The organism is Parageobacillus thermantarcticus (assembly GCF_900111865.1).
Taxonomy (GTDB): domain Bacteria; phylum Bacillota; class Bacilli; order Bacillales; family Anoxybacillaceae; genus Parageobacillus; species Parageobacillus thermantarcticus.
The window spans coordinates 1-20419 of record NZ_FOJS01000044.1; the positions used below are offsets into that span (position 1 = coordinate 1).

The 20419-nt window shown below is 44.9% G+C and carries 20 protein-coding genes, 2 pseudogenes and 2 riboswitches; of the genes and pseudogenes, 11 read left to right on the forward strand and 11 right to left on the reverse strand.

Translation table 11 applies throughout. The features are described 5' to 3' along the window. On the forward strand, window positions 1–315 hold a 315-nt coding region (locus BM278_RS14950), incomplete at its 5' end, for a transposase (RefSeq protein WP_143093460.1). A gap of 13 nt (window positions 316–328) precedes the next feature. Beyond that, a pseudogene (locus BM278_RS14955) lies at window positions 329–886 on the forward strand (ZIP family metal transporter); the annotation flags it as partial. A 133-nt stretch (window positions 887–1019) separates the two neighbouring features. Here BM278_RS14955 and BM278_RS14960 read toward each other — a convergent pair. The 5 genes from BM278_RS14960 to BM278_RS14980 form a co-directional block, all read right to left on the reverse strand. After that, window positions 1020–1556 carry a 1,2-dihydroxy-3-keto-5-methylthiopentene dioxygenase gene (locus BM278_RS14960; RefSeq protein WP_090951281.1) on the reverse strand — a complete coding sequence of 179 codons (537 nt, stop codon included), beginning with the start codon at window positions 1554–1556 and terminating at the stop codon, window positions 1020–1022. A 43-nt stretch (window positions 1557–1599) separates the two neighbouring features. Next, window positions 1600–2229 carry a methylthioribulose 1-phosphate dehydratase gene (locus BM278_RS14965; protein WP_090951284.1) on the reverse strand — a complete coding sequence of 210 codons (630 nt, stop codon included), beginning with the start codon at window positions 2227–2229 and terminating at the stop codon, window positions 1600–1602. Continuing rightward, window positions 2226–2894, reverse strand: a complete 669-nt coding sequence (gene mtnX / locus BM278_RS14970; RefSeq protein WP_090951287.1) for a 2-hydroxy-3-keto-5-methylthiopentenyl-1-phosphate phosphatase — start codon at window positions 2892–2894, stop codon at window positions 2226–2228. The genes BM278_RS14965 and mtnX overlap by 4 nt, the downstream gene beginning before the upstream one ends. Next, entirely contained in the window at window positions 2891–4132 is a 1242-nt protein-coding gene (gene mtnW, locus BM278_RS14975; protein WP_090951291.1) for a 2,3-diketo-5-methylthiopentyl-1-phosphate enolase, read from the reverse strand. The genes mtnX and mtnW overlap by 4 nt, the downstream gene beginning before the upstream one ends. A 65-nt stretch (window positions 4133–4197) precedes the next feature. Further along, window positions 4198–4306, reverse strand: a riboswitch (SAM riboswitch). A gap of 107 nt (window positions 4307–4413) precedes the next feature. Beyond that, window positions 4414–5586: a pyridoxal phosphate-dependent aminotransferase gene (locus tag BM278_RS14980; RefSeq protein ID WP_090951296.1), complete on the reverse strand. Its 1173-nt coding sequence runs from the start codon at window positions 5584–5586 to the stop codon at window positions 4414–4416. A 96-nt stretch (window positions 5587–5682) separates the two neighbouring features. On the opposite strand from BM278_RS14980, the gene BM278_RS14985 reads away from it, so the two are divergent. The 6 genes from BM278_RS14985 to BM278_RS15010 all read left to right on the forward strand — a co-directional run bounded on the left by BM278_RS14985 (window position 5683) and on the right by BM278_RS15010 (window position 12763). After that, window positions 5683–6522 carry a carbon-nitrogen family hydrolase gene (locus BM278_RS14985; protein ID WP_090951299.1) on the forward strand — a complete coding sequence of 280 codons (840 nt, stop codon included), beginning with the start codon at window positions 5683–5685 and terminating at the stop codon, window positions 6520–6522. Between the two features lie 70 nt (window positions 6523–6592). After that, a riboswitch (SAM riboswitch) is annotated at window positions 6593–6756 on the forward strand. An 80-nt stretch (window positions 6757–6836) separates the two neighbouring features. Beyond that, on the forward strand, window positions 6837–8039 hold the full coding sequence (gene mtnK / locus BM278_RS14990; protein WP_090951332.1) for an S-methyl-5-thioribose kinase: 1203 nt from the start codon (window positions 6837–6839) through the stop codon (window positions 8037–8039). A gap of 22 nt (window positions 8040–8061) precedes the next feature. Further along, a complete protein-coding gene (gene mtnA / locus BM278_RS14995) occupies window positions 8062–9132 on the forward strand; it encodes an S-methyl-5-thioribose-1-phosphate isomerase (RefSeq protein WP_090951302.1) in 1071 nt (356 codons plus the stop codon). After that, a complete protein-coding gene (locus BM278_RS15000) occupies window positions 9119–10264 on the forward strand; it encodes a sugar ABC transporter substrate-binding protein (protein ID WP_090951307.1) in 1146 nt (381 codons plus the stop codon). The genes mtnA and BM278_RS15000 overlap by 14 nt, the downstream gene beginning before the upstream one ends. Beyond that, window positions 10261–11808, forward strand: coding sequence for a sugar ABC transporter ATP-binding protein (locus BM278_RS15005; RefSeq protein WP_090951310.1), 1548 nt, complete (start codon window positions 10261–10263; stop codon window positions 11806–11808). The genes BM278_RS15000 and BM278_RS15005 overlap by 4 nt, the downstream gene beginning before the upstream one ends. Further along, window positions 11753–12763 carry an ABC transporter permease gene (locus BM278_RS15010; protein WP_003252164.1) on the forward strand — a complete coding sequence of 337 codons (1011 nt, stop codon included), beginning with the start codon at window positions 11753–11755 and terminating at the stop codon, window positions 12761–12763. Before BM278_RS15005 ends, BM278_RS15010 begins: the two co-directional genes overlap by 56 nt. 94 nt (window positions 12764–12857) lie before the next feature. On the opposite strand, the gene BM278_RS15015 is transcribed toward BM278_RS15010, so the two are convergent. After that, window positions 12858–13352 carry a methylated-DNA--[protein]-cysteine S-methyltransferase gene (locus BM278_RS15015; protein WP_090951313.1) on the reverse strand — a complete coding sequence of 165 codons (495 nt, stop codon included), beginning with the start codon at window positions 13350–13352 and terminating at the stop codon, window positions 12858–12860. Continuing rightward, window positions 13327–15561 (reverse strand): PAS domain-containing sensor histidine kinase, encoded by a 2235-nt coding sequence (locus BM278_RS15020; protein WP_090951316.1) that lies wholly within the window; start codon window positions 15559–15561, stop codon window positions 13327–13329. The genes BM278_RS15015 and BM278_RS15020 overlap by 26 nt, the downstream gene beginning before the upstream one ends. 198 nt (window positions 15562–15759) lie before the next feature. On the opposite strand from BM278_RS15020, the gene BM278_RS15025 reads away from it, so the two are divergent. Next, complete coding sequence (locus BM278_RS15025) at window positions 15760–17532, forward strand: B12-binding domain-containing radical SAM protein (RefSeq protein ID WP_090951319.1); 1773 nt, start codon at window positions 15760–15762, stop codon at window positions 17530–17532. 10 nt (window positions 17533–17542) lie between these two features. Here BM278_RS15025 and BM278_RS18860 read toward each other — a convergent pair whose 3' ends face one another. The 4 genes from BM278_RS18860 to BM278_RS15035 all read right to left on the reverse strand — a co-directional run bounded on the left by BM278_RS18860 (window position 17543) and on the right by BM278_RS15035 (window position 19374). Further along, entirely contained in the window at window positions 17543–17689 is a 147-nt protein-coding gene (locus tag BM278_RS18860) for a hypothetical protein (protein WP_167359652.1), read from the reverse strand. After that, window positions 17686–17847 (reverse strand): hypothetical protein, encoded by a 162-nt coding sequence (locus BM278_RS18865; RefSeq protein ID WP_090951323.1) that lies wholly within the window; start codon window positions 17845–17847, stop codon window positions 17686–17688. The genes BM278_RS18860 and BM278_RS18865 overlap by 4 nt, the downstream gene beginning before the upstream one ends. Further along, window positions 17847–17999, reverse strand: a complete 153-nt coding sequence (locus BM278_RS18870) for a hypothetical protein (protein ID WP_167359653.1) — start codon at window positions 17997–17999, stop codon at window positions 17847–17849. The genes BM278_RS18865 and BM278_RS18870 overlap by 1 nt, the downstream gene beginning before the upstream one ends. Before the next feature lie 145 nt (window positions 18000–18144). Beyond that, window positions 18145–19374 (reverse strand): MFS transporter, encoded by a 1230-nt coding sequence (locus BM278_RS15035; RefSeq protein WP_090951336.1) that lies wholly within the window; start codon window positions 19372–19374, stop codon window positions 18145–18147. 285 nt (window positions 19375–19659) lie between these two features. Here BM278_RS15035 and BM278_RS15040 point away from each other — a divergent pair, with 285 nt between their 5' ends. After that, window positions 19660–19869, forward strand: coding sequence for an alpha/beta-type small acid-soluble spore protein (locus BM278_RS15040; RefSeq protein WP_090951326.1), 210 nt, complete (start codon window positions 19660–19662; stop codon window positions 19867–19869). A gap of 329 nt (window positions 19870–20198) precedes the next feature. Then, a pseudogene (locus BM278_RS15050) lies at window positions 20199–20419 on the forward strand (IS4 family transposase); the annotation flags it as partial.

Below are 20419 nucleotides of genomic sequence, written 5' to 3' on the forward strand. Positions count from 1 at the left end.
GCCGACATGTACCAACAACGTTGGACTGTTGAGGTCTTTTTCCGTTGGGTGAAGCAATATCTGAATGTCCCGACCTTGTTTGGCACGACGGAAAATGCGGTATACAACCAACTGTTTGCGGCGTTCATCGCGTATGTGTTGCTGCGATGGCTGTATGATCAAACCAAAAAACAGACGAACGTCTCTCTTTCCTTCATTTCGTTCGTTCGCCGTTTTTTCTCTGGGCAGCTTCCTCTCGATTGGAAATCCGGGATGGCCGCTGCTTTGTTTGAGTATGCCCAAATTTATGGAAGGCGTATGTATAATTTTGGATAATCAACACTCGTGGCAGGCAGGCGGTTTTTTCGCTTTAACGATCGGGTTATTTTTTGGCGTCCTTATTTTAACGATTTTGGAAATGACTGTTCCGCATATTGATTTAGAACATACGAAAAAAGGAATTCAGTTTGACGAAAAAGCAATGCTTATCATTGCGGCAATTACTTTGCATAACATTCCCGAAGGATTGTCGGTTGGGGTCAGCTATGCTTCCAACGTATCAGAAACAGGCAATTTGATCGCACTAGCCATCGGATTACAAAACGCTCCGGAAGGATTTTTAGTCGCCCTTTTTTTAATTCATCAACAGCTTGGAAGATGGAAGTCGTTTATGATCGCTACACTTACGGGAGCAGTTGAAATCGTGACATCACTGCTTGGGTTTTATTTAACATCCATCTTTCGTCAACTCGTTCCATACGGTCTTGCGTTTGCCGCAGGTGCGATGTTGTTTATTATTTACAAAGAGCTCATTCCGGAAAGCCATGGGGATGGAAATGAGCGCACGTCCACGTATTCCTTTATTGTCGGAATATTGTTTATGATTTTTTTAATAGAATCATTTTAGTACGCTTATAGATATTTATCACAAAGTTTCGTCAGAAAAGCGACAAAAATCTTGTCCTGTTAATTTAATTGAGAATTTCGTTATTATTAAAAAAATCCCCTCTTTCCTTTAAAGGAAAAGAGGGGATCGTCGTTTATTGAGCGTTGGCTTCTTCTTTTTCGTAAATCGGCACCCATCCTTCTGTCGTAACAAAAATGCGAATCGCAACGACGCGGCGGTCTTCTTGCAGCGTGAAATAATGGCGCGTTTTTTCCGGAACGGAAATAAGATCGCCCGGCTCCAGTTCAACATCAAAAAACTTTCCATCTTTTCCTTGAATGGCGAAAACGCCGTGGCCGCTTACGATAAAGCGAACTTCGTCATCGGTATGGTGATGTTCGCGTTTAAAGTTTTCCAAAAGCTGATCCAAATTCGGCGTATCTTCCGATAAAGAAATGACGTCTTGCGCTTTATAGCCGCGACGCGCGGAAATATCGGCAATTTCTTCTTTATACGTTTCTAAAATTTCGTTTTTCTCCTCGTCCGTAAGCAAATATTTTTCGCGCAAATGCTCTGGAAGTTTGTTAATATCCCACTTTTCGTAAATAACTCCTTGCCCATTCAAAAATTGTACTACTTGTTCAAAATCTGTAATTCTTTCATTTGTTTCATGAAAACGAATTACCGGCATTGTTTCATCCTCCTTAAATAATATGATTTTATATGGAAAAAGGTTAAGCAAATGCCTTTGCTCCCTTGAGAAGCAGCAGCTTCACATGATAGCTAAACAAAAACTCCCACGCTTCCAAAAACTTTTTCGCTTCAAATGCGTCTTTTCCCCATACGGTAATGCCATGGTTGCGGATCAATACCGCGCCAGCATCGCCGTTAACATGCTTGGCAAATTCTTGCGCAAGCGTCGGAATATGCGCATAGTTTCGAATAATCGGAATGCGGATGGCCGCATCTTCTTCCCAAATCCCAAACGCTTTGATAATTTCTTGATGGGAAAAGACAACTTCTCCATCATCTCCATACAATTCGGAAATGACGTTATTGTCGACCGTATGGACGTGGAGGCTGCAGCCCGCGTTTGTTCTCTTGTAAATTTCCACATGCAAAAGCGTTTCGGCGGACGGCTTTAACTGCGTTTTTTCCACCGGATTCCCGGAAGCATCGACAAGCAAAAAATCCTCGTCTGTTTGCTTTCGCTTATCTTTGCCGCTTGCCGTCACTAAAAAAGTGAGCGGGTCATCGGTCACTTTAATGGACAAATTGCCGCTTGTGGCCAAAAACCAATCGCGCCCTGCCAATTCCGCTTTTACCTCGGCAAGCTCCTTCCATCGCTTCGCGAGCAAACTCATGCTTTCACCTCCATCGCCTCCAAAACACGAATAACATCGAAAAACGTCGCAAACGGCGTATGTGGAATATGTAATTCTTGACATTTTTGCAACAGAAAGTCACGGGCGATCACGTGATCCGCCAGCTTCGCCACCGCTAAATCGGTGATCGAATCGCCGATGACGATACGAAAAGAACCCGATTTTGCCAACTTGCGCATTATCGATGGCTTGCAGCAGCCGCAGCCGTTTTGGCACTCGTCATCACATGAATGCGGCCATGTGATGCGGATGGTTTCTCCACTGAAATCAGAGCCATTGCAAAAGATGCGCTCTTTTTCAACAAGCCCTTCTAAAAGCGGGTAGACAAAAAAGTCGATGCCACCGCTGACGATATATAGCGGAATGCCGCGCTCCTTCGTAAACGTGACAAATTCGCGGAAACCATCGCGGATGCGGGCGTTTTGCAAAATGAAATCAGTAATGTCTTCTTTCCAACTTGATGGCAGAAGGGAAAACATCGCGCCAACCCCTTCTTGGACCGAAATGCGCTGCGATAATATATCATCTTTTAACGTTTCCCATTCCGGCGGCGCAAACCGTTTCATAATTGCGATAATGTTGTCATTGTCTGTTATCGTCCCATCAAAATCACAAAATATGATTGGTTTTGTCGGTTTTATCATGATGTCACCTCTATTGCACCCCATAAGTCAATCGCTTTTCGCAATGCGTCATTTTCGCGCGCCGCTTCGTGAAGCGATTTGTCGGCGAGAACAGCAGCGATCGCAGCGCGGAACGCTTTGCCGCCGCCCTCCGCTCCGTCTGGATGGCCGTGTATGCCGCCTCCCGCATTGACAATGCTGTCTCTGCCAAAATCGCGGAACAATAACGGCACAAGCCCTGGATGAATGCCTGCCGACGGAACCGGAAACGACCGTTTAAACGGTTCCTTCTCGTCCGTCAGCGCCGCGGCGATACTAAGCGCCTCTTCTTTATCAAGGGCAACGCTTCCGTACGGCGACGGGAAAAGCACAAAATCGGCTCCGGCAAGACGCAGCAATTTTCCGAGCAGCAATGATGCTTTTATTCCGTAAAACTCCGATGGGGTCAGGGCCCCGCTGAATGCCGGGTGCGCCATGATCGGAATCGCAATCTCCTTATCTTCGCGCAATCCTTGGAGCACATCTAAACCATAGGCAAATACGTTGAACAGCAATATGTCAGCGCCCAGCTCCACCGCGCGTTTTGCTTTTTCTTTCAGCTCAAACGTTTTTCCGGTCAAGTTAACCGCGTATAACGTCCGTTTCCCCGTCTTCTCGTACACTTCGTTTAACACTGCTTTTCCCGCTGTAATCCGCTTTTCAAACGGCAGCAAATCACTGTCAAACAAGATTTCATCATCTTTGACAAGATCGACCCCGCCAAGCGCCTGCTGCTTCAGCTGCTCAGTTAAATAAGCGATATCGCGGCCGATCACACCTTTAAAAATGCTCATCAAAAGCGGGCGGTCATATACATCCACTTTTTGGCGAATCCCATCGATGCCAAACCGGGGGCCAGGAAACTGTTTTTTCCATTCATTGGAAAATGTTATATCTAGCAATCTTACTTCTCCGTCCAACGACAACTTGCCGAATACGGTTGTCAAAAGCGCCGGAATATCAGCGCTGAAATTGGCCGTTGGATAAGCGATTTGCACGATCGCGCGCTTCAGCCGTTTTCCAAAGTAACGATTTGTCCGTTCACTGTCTTCCAGCACTTGTATATGGACGACTTCCCCTTTATGTTTGCGCAATTGCTCGCGTTCAAGCTGCGGCAAATCGGTCCATGTGCCGACCGTTAAGCCGAGCGCAATTCCTTCTGCTTTTTTTTCAATATCTTTTTCATCGTGAATCAGATATGTAGCAATCACTTTACTCATTGTCATCCCTCTTTTCGTCCATCAAAAAAGCCTCTTTAAGAAGAGGCTTTTATTTATTCACACTCTTCTTATCTCTCAGCGTTTCCGCTGCAAGAATTAGCACCGTGCTTAACCATGGTTAAGCCGGTTGCCGGGCTTCATTGGGCTTGTCCCTCCGCCTGCTCTTGATAAGAATGTCTGTGTCCTATTCACTTTCCAAACTTTCCAACTATTCGCGCTCGTAAATTTAATTTGAATTATGACAGCATTTTTTTTCGTTGTCAATCATTTTTTTGCCATTTTTAAAAAAGGCCAAGCTTCGCAATCCGGTCCGCCGCTTCTTGCAAACGGGCTTCACTTGTCAATAATCCGGCGCGCACATATCCTTCCCCATGCCCGCCAAATCCGATTCCCGGCGCGACAACAACATGCGCTTTTTCGAGCAAATAATCGGAAAAACGTTCCGATGTCCAACCGTGCGGCACCGGCAGCCACGCAAAAAACGAACCTTTCGGAGCAGTAACATCCCAGCCGATTTGCCGCAACGCGTCAATGAGCGTATTGCGCCGCGCTTCATACAAGGCGACAAGCTCTTCGACACAACGTTGCGAGGAAAGAAGAGCGGTCGCTGCCGCTTCTTGAATGGCGCCAAACAAGCTCACATATAAATGGTCTTGCAATAAATTAATCGCCGCAATCACGCTTTCATTTCCAACGGCAAATGCCACGCGCCAGCCCGCCATATTATATGTTTTGGAGAACGTATAAATTTCCACACCAATTTCTTTTGCTCCCTCCGCTTGGAGAAAGCTAACCGGTTTTCTTCCGTCAAAACCAATCGCACCGTAAGCAAAATCATGGACGACACAAATTCCGTATTTAGCGGCAAACGACACCGTTTCTTCAAAAAACTCCTGCGAAGCAACCGCCCCAGTCGGGTTATTCGGATAGTTCAAAAACATTATTTTTGCTTTTTCCGCAACATTTTCAGGAATTTCCTCATAATCAGGCAAAAACTCGTTTTCCGCGCGCAGCGGCATCATCGCCATTTTGGCACGTGCGAGTGCGATCCCCGACCAATAATCCGGATATCCCGGGTCAGGCACGAGCACAATATCCCCCGGATTAACCAGGCATTGCGGAATCTCGACAAGCCCTGCCTTCCCGCCAAACAAAATCGCCACTTCTTTTTCCGGATCAACAGTAACGCCGTATTCGCGCTCATAAAACGCAGCAACCGCGCGCTTCAAAAAAGAATATCCTTGAAACGGCGAATATTTGTGATATTTCGGGTTTGCCACCGCCTTTTGCATCGCCGCAACAATATGCGGAGGAGTCGGCTGATCGGGGTTGCCTTGCCCTAAATTGATGATATCATGCCCCTCCGCCATTTTTTTCGCCACTTTATTGACAAGCGAAGCAAAAAACTGCTTTGGCAGGCTCTGCAATAACTCGGATGGAGGAAACTGTTTCATCATAAACACCTTCTCAAAAATTTCTTGAAATTCTAGTGAAAAATCATATATCGTAAAAATCAAAATGTAAAGTAAATTTTTTCGAGGTGAATGCCGATGACGGTGAAAATTGCTTGTCTTCAGCTGGATATCGCCTTTGGCAATCCCGCAGAAAACGAACAGCGAGTGGAAAAAGAGATAGAAAAAATTGCAAAAGATCGTCCAGATATGATCGTTCTTCCTGAATTATGGACGACCGGTTATGATTTAACCCGCCTTGATGAAATTGCCGATGAGGACGGCACACGCACAAAAGCGTTCATTCAGAAATTAGCGAAAACACATCATGTCAATATCGTTGCCGGGTCTGTTGCTAAAAAAACAGCAAATGGCGTCACTAATACAATGTACATTGCCGACCGAAACGGCGCCATCGTTGGCGAATATAGCAAGCTCCATTTATTTCAGCTGATGAATGAGCATCTTTACTTGCAATCAGGGGAAAAAATGGGATTGTTCACATTAGAAAATGCTCGGTGCGCTGGCGTCATTTGTTACGACATCCGCTTTCCGGAATGGATTCGCGCCCATATGGTCCAAGGGGCGGAAGTGTTATTTGTCGTCGCCGAATGGCCGCTTCCTCGCCTTTCCCATTGGCGCACGCTGCTTGCAGCGCGCGCGATTGAAAATCAGTGCTATGTCATCGCATGCAACCGCGCCGGAAGCGATCCAAACAACGTCTTTGCCGGCCATTCGCTGGTGATTGATCCATGGGGGGAAATCGTCGCAGAAGCAAGCGAGCAGCCTTGTACATTAACGGCGCAAATCGACCTTGCAAAAGTAAACGAAGTGCGAAAACAAATCCCGATTTTTGCAGACCGGCGCATCGATGATTACATCGCCGCCGAAAAAAATTTGCAAAAAAGTGTTGACAAATCGTTTCATAACCATGTATGATTCGTATCAAACGTAAAAACATCAAAAATTGCTAACATAACGAAAATTGCAAACTGAATATTGCGGCATACTCTTATCAAGAGTTGGCTGAGGGAATTGGCCCAATGAAGCCCAGCAACCGACCGTAATACTATCGTGAGATAGGGCGCACGTTTTGGCGCCGGAAGTTCGTTACTTCCGCAGGGCACGGTGCTAAGTCCAACAGAAAGACTCGTTCTTTCTGAAAGATAAGAGGTGCGAAGATATGGAATCTTCAAGCCTCTTTCTACGCAGAAAGAGGCTTTTTAATTTACATGAAGGGAGAGTTTTATATTATGCCAGTTTCTCATCCAACGGTTTATGAACCATTAACGGAACAAGGAGCAATTGCGCTTGCAATCCGCCTTGGGCTTTTTCCAGAAGGAACTCCGCTGGCCTGCCGCGAAATTGGCGACGGCAACTTAAATCTTGTTTTTCGCGTTGTCGATCAGCAAACAAAAAAAGGAATTATTATAAAACAAGCGCTCCCGTACGCAAAAGTAGTCGGTGAAAGCTGGCCGCTCACATTGAAACGCTCTGTTATTGAAAGCAATGCGCTGCGCACATTTGCGAGCTATGTGCCACAATATGTGCCAAAAGTATATTATTCCGATGAATCTTTAGCTATTACTGTGATGGAAGATTTGTCCCATTTGCAAATCGCCCGCAAAGGATTGATTGAAGGAAAAACGTATCCGCTCCTGTCACAGCATATCGGAGAATTTATCGCCAAAACGTTATTTTACACTTCCGACTTTGGCATGAATCAACAAGAGAAAAAACAATTGGCACAAAGCTTTGTGAATCCGGAATTATGCAAAATTACCGAGGATCTTGTCTTTACCGATCCGTTTTTTGATCATGAGACGAACAATTTTGAAGATGAGCTGCGCAATGACGTTAAAGCGCTTTGGGACGATGATAAACTCCACTTGGAAGTCGCCAAATTAAAACACAAGTTTTTAACCGGAGGAGATGCGCTCATCCATGGAGACCTGCATACCGGCAGCATTTTTGCAAGCGATGAAGAAACGAAAATCATTGATCCAGAGTTTGCGTTTTACGGCCCATTCGGCTTTGACATCGGGCAATTTTTTGCAAACTTGCTATTAAACGCTCTGTCCCGCCCAGAGCAACAACAGGAACCGCTATTCGCCCATATTGACAAAACTTGGAATGTGTTTGTGAGCGTCTTTTCCGATCTTTGGCACAGCCACAATGTCGAGCCGTACGCTAAAACGGAAGGATTATTGGAAGAAGTGCTGCACTATGTGTTTATCGATGCGATCGGCTTTGCTGGATGTGAAGTCATCCGCCGCACGATTGGCTTGGCGCATGTTGCCGACCTTGACGGCATTGAAGATAAAGAAGAGCGCTTGCAAGCAAAACGCCATGCCCTTCGCCTTGGCAGAAGCCTCATTTTGCAACGTGAAACATTATCTAGCACCAAAGAAATCCGTTCTCTTTTCGCACAAACAGTGCTTGCAGCAACGAATTAACACAATGAAAGGAAGAACCATAATGGCAGAACCATTCGCAATCCCGCGCTCTGTGGAATGGAACGACACTCATATTACAATTTTAAATCAACAAAAGCTACCGTTAGTAACGGAATATTTGCAATTAAAAGACATTAAGGATGTATGGGAGGCAATCGCCACGTTAAAGGTGCGCGGCGCGCCTGCGATCGGCATTACGGCTGCTTACGGCCTCGCTCTTGCCGCACAGCGATATGAAACAGAATCACTGGAAACGTTTAAAGAGCATGTGCGAAAAGACCGCGACTACTTGGCAAGCTCTCGTCCAACCGCAGTGAACTTGTTTTGGGCGTTAGACCGGCTCGTTTCCAGCATCGCCCATGCTTTCTCTGTTAATGAAGCAAAAACGACGCTCATCCATGAAGCGATCCGCATTCAAATTGAAGATGAAGACATATGCCGGCGCATTGGAGAGCACGCGCTTTCCTTATTTCAAAACGGCGACCGCATTTTGACCATTTGCAACGCCGGCTCGATCGCAACCGCCCGCTATGGCACTGCGCTCGCACCGTTTTATTTGGCAAAAGAAAAAGGAATCCATCTTCATGTTTATGCGTCGGAAACACGTCCTGTCCTGCAAGGGGCCAGATTGACGACATGGGAATTAATGCAGGCCGGTATAGATGTGACGCTTATTACCGACAATATGGCGGCACAGACGATCAAAGCGAAAAACATTACCGCTGTCATTGTCGGCGCCGACCGCATTGCCGCTAACGGCGATACCGCCAATAAAATCGGCACGTTTGGCCTTGCCTTGCTGGCCAAAGCGTTCGGCATTCCATTTTACGTAGCTGCGCCGCTGTCGACGATCGATTTAGCGACAAAAACAGGGGAAGATATTCCGATTGAAGAACGCAATCCTGAAGAAGTGACACATATCGGCGGAACGCGAATCGCTCCAGAAGGCGTAAACGTTTATAATCCAGCGTTCGACGTAACGCCGCACCATCTCATCACCGCCATTATTACGGAAAAAGGAATCATCCGTGGCAATTATGAAACAGAACTGCCAGCACTATTCGCAAAGGGGGAACATCATGAAGCAATTTAGGTTTCACTATTTATTTGCACTGCTTTTTTCCATTCTCGTCATCCTTAGCGGCTGCTTGAACGAACAAGATGCCGTCAGTTCAAAACCAGCCAAACAAGAAAACAGCGCATCTGAGAAAACAAGCGAAACAACAGGAGCAACAACCGAACAAGCAGATATTCCTGAAAAATTAAAGAAACCGATAAAAATTGCCGCCATTATGCAAATGTCGATCGGCACATTTTCTTCTCAGTATATCGCCGGCGTTAAAGAACAAGTGCAAAAGTTTGGCGGTGAAGTGCAAATTTACAATGCGGATAACGACTTAACGAAAATGGCTTCCTATGTCGAAACGGCCATTACGCAAAACGTTGATGCGATTCTGTTAGATCACGGGCGCGCGGATGCGCTGGAAGCTCCGGTGAAAAAAGCAGTCGCCAAAGGCATTCCGGTTGTCGCATTCGACAATGATTTAAATGTCCCGGGCGTAACAGTGATTGACCAAGATGACTATAGCCTTGCCTGGAAGACGTTAAAAACGTTGGCCGAAGACTTAAATGGTGAAGGAAACATCGTCACCATTTGGGTTGGCGGATTTACACCGATGGAACGGCGCCATGTGATTTACGATGCGTTTAAAAAACGCTATCCGAACATCAAAGAAGTGGCAAAATTCGGTACGGCCAGCGCCAATACTGCTTTAGACACACAAACGCAAATGGAAGCGATTTTGAAAAAATTTCCGAATAAAGGCGATATTGATGCGGTCTTTGCGACTTGGGACGAATTTGCCAAAGGGGCAACACGTGCGATCGAGCAAGCCGGGCGCAATGAAATAAAAGTATACGGCATCGATTTAAGCGATGAAGATTTGCAAATGATGCAAAAGCCAAACAGCCCATGGGTCGCCACAACAGCAACAGATCCAGCGGAAGACGGGCGCGTCCAAGTCCGCTTTGCTTATCAAAAAATTGCTGGGGAAAAAACGCCAAACATTTATTCATTAGAACCGCATTTAGTCAAACGATCCGATTTACCTGACCAACAAGTGTCGATGAAAGACCTTCATCAATACATTTCCGGCTGGGGGCAATCCAACGTTGCCATTTCCCCTTGGATGAAAACATTGGAAGCACAGGTGAAAAACAAATGAACGGCCTTTATATGAACAATATTTATAAATCGTTTGGCACTGTCAACGTATTAAACGGCGTGAACTTCGATGTCCGGCAAGGGGAAGTTCACGCCCTTTTAGGGATGAATGGCGCTGGAAAAAGCACATTGATGAAGATTTTAGCCGGCGTTCTTTCCCCTGATAATGGCACGATTGCCATCGATGGAAAAGAATATCGGTTTTCCTCGCCTGCTGATGCCAAAAAGGCAGGCATTGGTTTAGTTGTCCAAGAAGTTGATACCGCCCTGTTTCCATCGCTGAGCGTCTATGAAAATATTGCCGCTGATGAGATCGTAGCGACAAAACAAAAGCCGATTCTTTCATGGAAACAGCAAAAACAGCGGGCCGCAGAGCTTTTGCGCCGAGTCGGCCTGTCGATTTCGCTGAACAAGCTTATCCGCGAATGCACCTTGCATGAAAAACAGCTTATCGTTTTAGCAAAAGTGCTTTCCTCATCAGCCCGATATATTATTTTAGATGAGCCGACCGCCGCGCTCAGCGAAACAGAAACAAAGCGGCTGTTTGCGATTATCAGCGATTTAAAAACACAAGGAGTTTCGTTCATTTATATTTCTCACAAACTGAAAGAGGTAAAAGAAATCTGCGACCGCGTCACCATTTTGCGTGACGGAAACGTCGTTCACCATGGCGATGTTTCCGCCCTTTCACTTGAAGAAATGATTCACTATATGGTTGGCCGCCCTTATACAACCGTGCAAAAAGAAGCACGCGCATACAGCGAGGACGTTCTTTTTAAAGTGAAGCAGCTGCACATCGCGAAAACAAACACAACCGTCGATTTGCAAATTCATAAAGGAGAAATCGCCGGCATTGCCGGGCTTGTCGGAGCTGGGAAAACCGAACTCGCCGAAAGCCTCATTTCCCATACAAAAACGGCCGGAGAATGGTGGATCGATGGAAAACGCTATACGTTCTCCTCGCCAAAAGAAGCAATTGCGGCCGGAATTTGCCTTATTCCGGAAGAACGGAGAAAACAAGGGCTTTTCTTAGATGAAACGGTCCGCACGAATCTTACCGTCCGGCTATTATCATCATTAACAAAGTGGCAATGGGTGCTGCGGAAGAAAGAAACACAAACTGCGCAACAGTTAGTGGAGGCATTACAAATTCATCCGCCTTTTCCGCAAGCGGCTGTTAAACAGCTAAGCGGCGGCAACCAGCAAAAAGTCGTTATCGGGAAATGGTTAAAAACCGATGCCCGCGTGTTCATCTTTGACGAACCGACAAAAGGAATTGATGTTAACGCGAAACAAGAAGTATTTTCGATCATCCGCTCCCTCGCGGATGAAGGAAAAGCGGTTTTATATTTAACAAGTGAATTTCAAGAACTGCTCGATATCGCTGACACGATCTATATCATGGTTGACGGTCAGCTTGTCAAACGTGTTTCCGCGCGTGATATCACATACGAACAACTGATTTATTACTGCAGCGGAGGTGATTTAGATGGCGCAACCGTCCGTTTCGATCGCCAAGAAAAAGCAAATGCCGTCTCTTCTTGAATTTTTATATAAGCATGGTACACTGCTGGCTATTCTCGTTGTTATTGCTTATTTTGGCATTACTCTCGACCGGTTTTTCACATACGAAAATTTCAGCGATATTTTACGGTCTATTTCCATCGTCACACTTGTTGCGATTGGCATTACGTTTTCCCTGATTGTCGATGGATTTGATTTATCCGTCGGTTCGACCGTCAGCCTGGCGACGATCGCCAGCGCAGCGGCGCTCGTATTATACCGCCAAGAAATTCTTGTGACATTGCTTGTCCCGCTGTTGCTAGGAATCGCTGTCGGATTATTAAACTCGTTATTAATTGTGAAATTAAAATTGCCGGATTTACTGGCAACATTGGCGACGATGTACGCGATTAACGGCGTGCAGCTGACGTATACGAAAGGATTTTCCATTTACAACGACATGCCGCTTCCTGACGGGGGAACAGCGCCTGGCAAATTTATTCCTTCCTTTTTATTTATTGGTCAAGGAGAAGTATTGGGCATCCCGTTTTCTGTTTTATTAATGCTAGTGGTCGTCATTGCCACCCATTTATTTTTGACATATACCAAACCGGGAAGATTGTTTTATATGACAGGGGAAAATCGCGAGGCAGCGCGGCTCTCGGGCATTCCTGTCAACCGCTATCGCACATATGCGTACGTCATCAGCGGCTTTTTTGCGGCGCTCGGCGGAATTGTCCTTGCTTCCCGCATTGGGACGGGACAAGTATCGGCCGGAGCCTCGTTTTTAATGGACGGCGTCGCTGCCGCTTATATCGGCTTTTCCGTATTTGGGGCCGGAAAGCCGAACGTCATCGGTACGCTGTTTGGCTCGATTTTAATGGGGGTTCTTCTTAACGGGCTGACGATGATGAATGTCCCGTATTACGCGCAAGACATTATTAAAGGGGCCATTTTAGTCGGGGCGCTTGCATTATCGCATATGCAAAAAAAATAGAAATGTTTGTTTGCGTTTGCTGTTGCACAATAAAATCCATGGTGCCATATTCATGCGCACAAAAAACTAGAAGCGGGCCACTGCTTCTAGTTTTTTATATACTATACCTTTGCTCAAGCTCAAGCAGCAGTGCCTTGGCATCAATGCGGCTGCCAGCATATCCCGTAAGCGAGCCATTTTTTCCTATCACACGGTGGCACGGAACAAAAATGGCCAGCTCATTTGCCCGGTTTGCCTGTCCGACCGCTCTCACCGCTTTTGGACGCCCGATTTTTTCGGCAATATCGCTATAACTGACCATCGTCCCGTACGGAATTTCACAAAGCGCCTGCCATACTTGCTCTTGAAATTTCGTTCCCTTCCATTTCAACGGCAAGTGAAATGTTTGGCGCTTGCCGTGAAAATATTCATCAAGCTGTTGTACGGCGCTTTCTAATAAAGAAGAATTGCTTTTGATCATTTCATATTGTTGGCAGTGCCGCAGCCACTCTTCCTCAAAAAGTTGGACGCTTACGATCGCATCCCCGTCGGATACGATATAAATGGGGCCAAGCAGCTCTGATTTATACACGTTGTATTCCTGTTTCATGTTCTACCTCTCTCTCCACTCGTTCAATCGGAAGTGTGATATGGAACGTCGTGCCGACGCCAACTTCACTTTCGACGTCGATTTTTCCTTGATGTTCTTCAATAATTTTATAGCTGACCATCAATCCAAGTCCAGTGCCGCGTTCTTTCGTTGTATAAAACGGTTCGCCAAGCTTTTTGATTTTATCTTGCGGAATACCGCAACCTTGGTCTGTAATGGAAATGCGGATATGACTGTCATCAAGCTGGCCAATTCGCACAGTCACTTCTCCGCCTTTTGGCATCACTTCAATTGCATTTTTCAATATATTAATAAACACTTGTTTTAATTGATTCGGTTCGCAGTAAATGAACGGAATATGTAGCGCGAAATCAGCGACAATTTGCACGTTATGCATCATCGCTTGGGCGCTGATTAAATCGATCGTGTCTTGCATGATTTTGCATACATCATTTTGTTGATATTGAATCGCCTGCGGCTTAGCAAGAACGAGAAACTCGGTAATGATCGATTCGATCCGCTTCAGTTCAGACATAATCACATTAAAGTACATGGAATAGTCTTCTTTAATGCTTCCTTGCAATAATTGAATAAATCCTTTTAGCGCCGTCATCGGATTGCGAATTTCATGGGCGATGCCCGCGGCAAGTTCCCCGACAACGTTAAGCGTATCCGATTTTCTTAGCTGCAGCTCCAATTCTTTCCTTTCGGTAATGTCGCGCAACATAATCATCCCTACACCCGGGATAATTTCCTTTTTTAGCGCAAACTCTACGATTTTTTGCTTCTCATCGTTTGAAAAATCCATCTCGGCATACGATTCTCCGAAACGATCACATTGCTGAATTAATTTATCGAAATGTTTTCGCACTTTTTCCGGTATAAACGCCGTAATCGGACGATGAAGCAACTGTTCTTTCGTTGCTTGGAAAATTTCGCAAGCGATCGGGTTCACATCTAAAATGCGATACCCTTCCCCCCATAATAATATTCCGTTCATGGCATGGTCAAAGATGCTGCGGAATTTTTGCTCGCTCTCGCGCAGCTCTTTTTCCATTTTTCTCCGTTCCGTAACGTTGCGGAAAATCGTCAAATGATAGCCATCAATCGCCCCTTGCTTCATCGTAAACTCAAGCTGCTTATCTTCTCCGTTTGGCATGTGGAACGTTAATTCATCGCGTATTTCCCCCATTTTGCGAAATTTCGCAAATACGCGCTTCACTTTTTCATCGCCGCGATCAAGGAAATCAAGCAAATTTTTCCGAACAAGCAAATTAAGCGGCAGTTCAAACGTCCGGCTTGCGGCGCGATTCGCGTTTAAAATATATCCTCGATCATCCCAAATCAAAATCGCCTCATGTGCTTGTTCAAAAATGGCGCGAAATCTTTCTTCGCTTTTTTGTAGCTTTATTTCCATATTTTTTCGGTCAGTGACATCCCGCATAATCGCCATGTAAAAACCGCTATATACGTTGGACGTTGTGGTAAGCTCAAACATTTTTACCGTACCGTCAAAACGGACGAGCGACAATTCACCTTTTGCTGTTCCTTTTTCTTTAAGCTCGGCAAGAAGGCGGACAAAATCATCGACGCATTCCTTGGCGATAAATTGCTGAAATGATAAGTTTAACAGCTTTGTTTTTTCTAAGTTTAAACTCATGCAAAAAGCGGGATTCACATCAATAAACCGGCCAAACTCGTCGAAAATGACAATGCCATCTACCGCGCGGTTAAATACGTCCTTAAAGAGAAACTCATGAATGATTCGCTCTCGCTCGAGCGCTTTGTGTGCCGAAATATCGCGCATAATGACTACATCGAATTCGTTAAACGCATCTTTTTTCATCGAAAACTCAATATGTTTCACTTTTCCGTTCCTTAACTTGATCAGCAGCTCATCGCTAAATGAGCCAAATTTATGTAACATCGATTGCTGAAACATCAAAATATCCGGAGGGACTAAGTCAAGGAACATCGTCAGTTTCTTACCAATTAATTCTCGTTTTTCCATTTCGAACAATTGGCATGCCGCTTCATTCACATCAACAAATTCGCCGCTTTTATTAAAAATGACAATCGCATCTAGAGAACGTTCAAAAATAATCGAATAGCCATTTAACTGCTCTTTTAACCGTTTATTTTCTTCTTCTAACAATTTTACATCCACCATCAAGTTTTGTTCTTCATGGGGAGAAAGGCTATTGTTCATTTTTTATCCCTCCTTCTCCAAACCATATCAAATTATTATATATTCTCTGCCAAAAATTTTACTCCTTCTAATTATTCTAAAAATTCCATGAAAATAAATTTTTTCAATGTTCGACAAGTTTTTCTTCTTTTCTTTTTATCCAAAATATGTTATATTAAAATGTTGTTTTTCTATGCTCTTGTAAAGGGGTTTGTTCTGATGAACATCATTTGCACCACATTAAACGCCAAATATATTCATACAAATTTAGCAATCCGCTACTTAAAGGCATACGCCCAGCCAGAATTTGATATAAAGCTTGTCGAATATACGATTAAAGATCCAGCGATAAACATCGTAACCGATCTTTACCGAAGAAAGCCGGACATCATTGGATTTAGCTGCTATATTTGGAATATCGAAGAAACTATCAAAGTAATAAAAATGTTGAAAAAAATTGCTCCTGACATCGCGATTGTCGTCGGCGGTCCGGAAGTATCCTATGACGTGCGCGAATGGATGGAAACCGTGCCCGAATTTGATTTCATCGTTATCGGTGAAGGGGAAGAAACGTTTAAACAGCTGTTAATGGAATTTTACGGAAACAAAAACTTTCACAATGTCCACGGCCTTGCGTTTCGTGAAGATGGAGAGATCATTATTAATCCGCAGCGAAACAAAATTCGCTTAGCGGACATGCCTTCGCCGTTTCGCTTTCCAGAAGACATTCCGCATTTACCAAAGCGAATTACGTATATCGAAACGAGCCGCGGCTGTCCGTTCAGCTGTCAATTTTGCTTATCATCGATCGAAGTCGGAGTCCGCTATTTCGACCGCGAAAAAATTAAAGAGGATATCCGCTATTTAATGAAACATGGGGCGCGCACGATTAAATTCGTCGACCGCACGTTTAACATCAGCCGCAGCTACGCGATGGATATGTTTCAATTTCTGATTGATGAACATGTTCCGGGAACGGTATTTCAATTTGAAATTACGGCTGACATCATGCGTCCAGAAGTCATCGAGTTTTTAAATAAAGAAGCGCCGCCAGGACTGTTCCGTTTCGAAATCGGCGTGCAGTCGACGAACGATGAAGTCAACCGGCTTGTCATGCGCAAGCAAAATTTCGAAAAATTAACGCGCACCGTAATGATGGTGAAAGAAGGCGGAAAAATCGCCCAGCACCTCGATTTAATCGCCGGGCTTCCGGAAGAAGACTATGCATCATTCCGAAAAACGTTTAACGACGTGTTCGCGCTCCGCCCGGAAGAACTGCAGCTTGGCTTTTTAAAATTGCTGCGCGGCACTGGCCTCCGCCTTCGTGCGAAAGATTACGGCTATGTATTTATGGACCATGCTCCGTATGAAGTACTGAAAAATAACGTGCTTTCTTTTGATGATATCGTCCGGATCAAACAAGTGGAAGATGTGCTCGAGAAATATTGGAATGCACATCGGATGGATGAAACGATCGAATATTTGGTAACAAACGTCTTTCCGACTCCGTTTGACTTCTTCCAAGAATTCGGCACATACTGGGACGAACGCGGCTGGGCGAAAATCGGCCATCAGCTTGAAGACTTGTTCCGCCGCCTGTACGAATTTTTACAAACAAAAAAACTAGAGGAACTCCCGATCATCGAAGCGTTAATGAAATATGACTATTTGCGCAACCAAAAACATAAACCGCGCAAACCGTGGTGGGAGGAAAAAACGGACAAATCGCTCCGGTCTTCGCTTTACCACGAATTGCTTGAACATCCAGAACGATTAGGCAGTGAATTCGCATCGCTCAAGCTGAACGAAAAAGAATTATTTAAACATACGGTCATGGAAATTATCGAATTGGACATCGGCCATTATATGAAAACAAAAGAAGTGCGTCGGATCCCGACGGCGATGATCGCTTATTTTGATCCCGTCCAATTGCAAACAAAAATTTTTTCCGCACCGCTGTCGTCCTTTTCGACGGTCACAATAAAAAAGTAGGGATAATTCCCTACTTTTTCTTTTGCTTTTTCTGTTGTTTCCGCTCTTCCATTAGCTGAAACGGCTGGTGGGCGTTAAAATCGCCAAATTCAAACGCCATTTCCTCATGCGCTTGATCTGTTGGGCGCTTTGTTTTTTCTCCTTTCCCCTGCTTCATTGTCCGTCTCCTTGGCGCCCTTTTTGCGAATTGCGGTTCGCCCCGCGGATCATGTCTTCTTCTCCTGCAAACTGCGCGGCAAATTCAGCATCCGGCAAGCTTTCCGTCGGCGTCTTATTGTTGTTTTTCGCCGCATTAAATTTTACTTTTCGTTTCATTACTTATTTCCCTCCTGTGCAGTTGTTTCGCGTTTGTAGGCAACTAGCACGATTTCTTCTCCCGTTTCCTCACGCAAATGTTTTTCTAAATCTCTCACTTGCTTTAGCGCTTTCTCTTGCAAATGGGCGACAGGAAATGAAGTGTTGTTCACATCTATCCCCTTTTTCCGTTTTTCTTATTTTTCTTCCGCTTCGTTTAGCTTATTCATCCATCAAAAAAATGGAGCCACCATTGTAGATTTCATACATAAAATTTCGCGTCATCAAACGAAGGAGACGCAATCGTCCGCGACCAATTCAATCCGTTTCCGGTTTGATCAGTATCCACACAATAATGCTGCCCAACAAAGACAGCCCAGACAGCAAAAACAAGAGCGCCGATGTCGCACTTTTCATCAATAATGCGGCAAGAGGCGGTCCCGCGGCGACGCCGATAAACCTTAGCGAACTGTAAAATGAGGTCACGGTTCCCCGCTCCTTTTTTTCAATGCCTTCGGTAATCAGCGCATCCAAACATGGCAGCATCACGCCAATGCCAATGCCGGCAAGTGAAAAAAGAGCAACCATCCACCAAAGAGTCGGGAAAAGCTTGACAACCATGATCGCCATGCCAGCAAACACACCGCCAATGGCAAGCACCCATTTCATTAACACTTTATTTTTGCCAATTTTCTTTCCGGCTAGAAACGATGCGGCACAAAGTGTACCAAGCGGAATGGCGAGCACCCATCCTTTTCTTATTCCGTTGATGCCATAATCGTCTTCAAGGCGACTTGATAAGAAAAACAGAAACGCAAATAAAACGAACATCAACAAGCCGCCGACAGCAAAAACCGCATATAGCCACCGCCCTTCCCGCTGGAAAATGACTTTTATCTTTCGCACAAATTGACGAAATGGGAGCGGTTTCTCTTTTCTTGCTGGAACTTTTACAAAAAAGAACATCATGGCGATGGAAATCGCGCAAAACAACGGAAACGCAAAAAACGGCAAAAACCAAACAACGCTTGCAAGCATCGCCCCTAATATCGGGCTTAATACTTTTCCAAACGTGTTCGCTGTTTCAACCGTCCCTAAACAGCTACTTGCTTCGTTGTCATCAGGAAACAAGTCGCCAACAAGCGGAAGCACAATTGGAAAAGCCCCTGCTGCCCCAAGTCCTTGCAACATCCTTCCGGCAACGATCATCGCATACGGATCTGCCATCTTCCAAGACGCCCAGCCAGATACAACTCCTCCGACAGCGGCTAGCAATAGGCTTGGAATAATCACTTTTTTTCTCCCGATCCGATCGCTTGCATATCCAGCAATAGGAATAAAAACAATCGCTACAATCGAATAGACGGTAATTAATAAGCTTGACTGAAACGGCGTAATATGTAGCTGTTTTTCCATCGTCGGCAATACCGGAATAAGCATTGAATTCCCAAACGTCATCACTAACGGTATCGACGCTAGCGATGCGGTAATCCCCGTTTTATTTATCCTTTTGCTTGCCTGCTCTGACATTTTTTCTATCCATTCCACCATCGACTCCTACCTCTTTACGTCCATTCATAATATGATTATCAATTATAATTATCATTTCCGTTTTTTTCGTTAACCATGCAAATAGGATGAGGAAGAGCACTGTTTCGGTTTGCAATGGATTTGATCAAAAGTCCTTCTCTCTCGATCCAACTTTCACATCACAAAAATAATCCAATTTTAATTACCTAAATTTAAATAAAATGAATTTAATTTCCATTATATCAACACTTTAATTTCACATACTAAAAGTGCACACATTTCATGTATAAGGGAGGAAAATAAATGGCAAGATCAAGCAATAAACTGCTTGTTCCGGGAATCGAGCAGGCATTGGAACAAATCAAATATGAAATCGCCCAAGAATTTGGCGTGCAATTAGGGGCAAATACAGTTTCCCGGGCAAACGGCTCCGTCGGTGGCGAAATTACGAAGCGGCTCGTTTCCCAAGCACAAAGCCAACTGTCCGGATCTACTTTTCAAAAAACGGAATAATATCGTTCGCAAAGCCGAGTAGATGTACTCGGCTTATGAATATCGCCGATTTTCCATTTCTTTTTTCGTGTTGATTGCCTTTTGTTTTTGGGGGTTTTTCGAAGTTACCGTTATTATAGTTTTGTTTTCCGCGATGTTTGTCCTGTTTATTTTGATGATGTTTCAAGTCATAATCAGGCGGTCGGTGTTTTTGCTTTTCGCCATTTTCGCTAAGTATATGATCGGTCAGGCGTGTTGATTATCCAATAAAATCCAAAGGGTATAGAAAAAAGAGCACCTTTCCTGTAGAATGTGAGTAGCGACACAAACAAACCCAGGAGGTGCTCTCTATGAACAAGCATACCACACTCCCGAATTTGATGCAAAAACTTGTTTCGGATGAAGAGATTCAACTGATTGCCGAAGCGGTTGGGTATCGTGATTCGTCTCGAACCTTTACGTTGCGCGAGTTGATTCACTTCTTCCTGCTGGCCGCCATGCATCAATGGAAAAGCTTTCGCCACGGAGCCGATGTGGGGCCTCTGTATGGATTGCCGCGATTCCATTATTC

What these genes read in the sequence shown, in the direction of transcription:
- BM278_RS18860 (WP_167359652.1), bottom strand. Translation starts at nt 17,689, where the DNA reads ATGAAGCAGGGGAAAGGAGAAAAAACAAAGCGCCCAACAGATCAAGCG.
- BM278_RS15005 (WP_090951310.1), top strand. Translation starts at nt 10,261, where the DNA reads ATGAACGGCCTTTATATGAACAATATTTATAAATCGTTTGGCACTGTC.
- BM278_RS15040 (WP_090951326.1), top strand. Translation starts at nt 19,660, where the DNA reads ATGGCAAGATCAAGCAATAAACTGCTTGTTCCGGGAATCGAGCAGGCA.
- BM278_RS15025 (WP_090951319.1), top strand. Translation starts at nt 15,760, where the DNA reads ATGAACATCATTTGCACCACATTAAACGCCAAATATATTCATACAAAT.
- mtnA (WP_090951302.1), top strand. Translation starts at nt 8,062, where the DNA reads ATGGCAGAACCATTCGCAATCCCGCGCTCTGTGGAATGGAACGACACT.
- BM278_RS15015 (WP_090951313.1), bottom strand. Translation starts at nt 13,352, where the DNA reads ATGAAACAGGAATACAACGTGTATAAATCAGAGCTGCTTGGCCCCATT.
- BM278_RS15000 (WP_090951307.1), top strand. Translation starts at nt 9,119, where the DNA reads ATGAAGCAATTTAGGTTTCACTATTTATTTGCACTGCTTTTTTCCATT.
- mtnX (WP_090951287.1), bottom strand. Translation starts at nt 2,894, where the DNA reads ATGATAAAACCGACAAAACCAATCATATTTTGTGATTTTGATGGGACG.
- BM278_RS14960 (WP_090951281.1), bottom strand. Translation starts at nt 1,556, where the DNA reads ATGCCGGTAATTCGTTTTCATGAAACAAATGAAAGAATTACAGATTTT.
- BM278_RS15020 (WP_090951316.1), bottom strand. Translation starts at nt 15,561, where the DNA reads ATGAACAATAGCCTTTCTCCCCATGAAGAACAAAACTTGATGGTGGAT.
- BM278_RS14965 (WP_090951284.1), bottom strand. Translation starts at nt 2,229, where the DNA reads ATGAGTTTGCTCGCGAAGCGATGGAAGGAGCTTGCCGAGGTAAAAGCG.
- BM278_RS18865 (WP_090951323.1), bottom strand. Translation starts at nt 17,847, where the DNA reads ATGAAACGAAAAGTAAAATTTAATGCGGCGAAAAACAACAATAAGACG.
- BM278_RS15010 (WP_003252164.1), top strand. Translation starts at nt 11,753, where the DNA reads ATGGCGCAACCGTCCGTTTCGATCGCCAAGAAAAAGCAAATGCCGTCT.
- mtnW (WP_090951291.1), bottom strand. Translation starts at nt 4,132, where the DNA reads ATGAGTAAAGTGATTGCTACATATCTGATTCACGATGAAAAAGATATT.
- BM278_RS14980 (WP_090951296.1), bottom strand. Translation starts at nt 5,586, where the DNA reads ATGAAACAGTTTCCTCCATCCGAGTTATTGCAGAGCCTGCCAAAGCAG.
- BM278_RS14985 (WP_090951299.1), top strand. Translation starts at nt 5,683, where the DNA reads ATGACGGTGAAAATTGCTTGTCTTCAGCTGGATATCGCCTTTGGCAAT.
- mtnK (WP_090951332.1), top strand. Translation starts at nt 6,837, where the DNA reads ATGCCAGTTTCTCATCCAACGGTTTATGAACCATTAACGGAACAAGGA.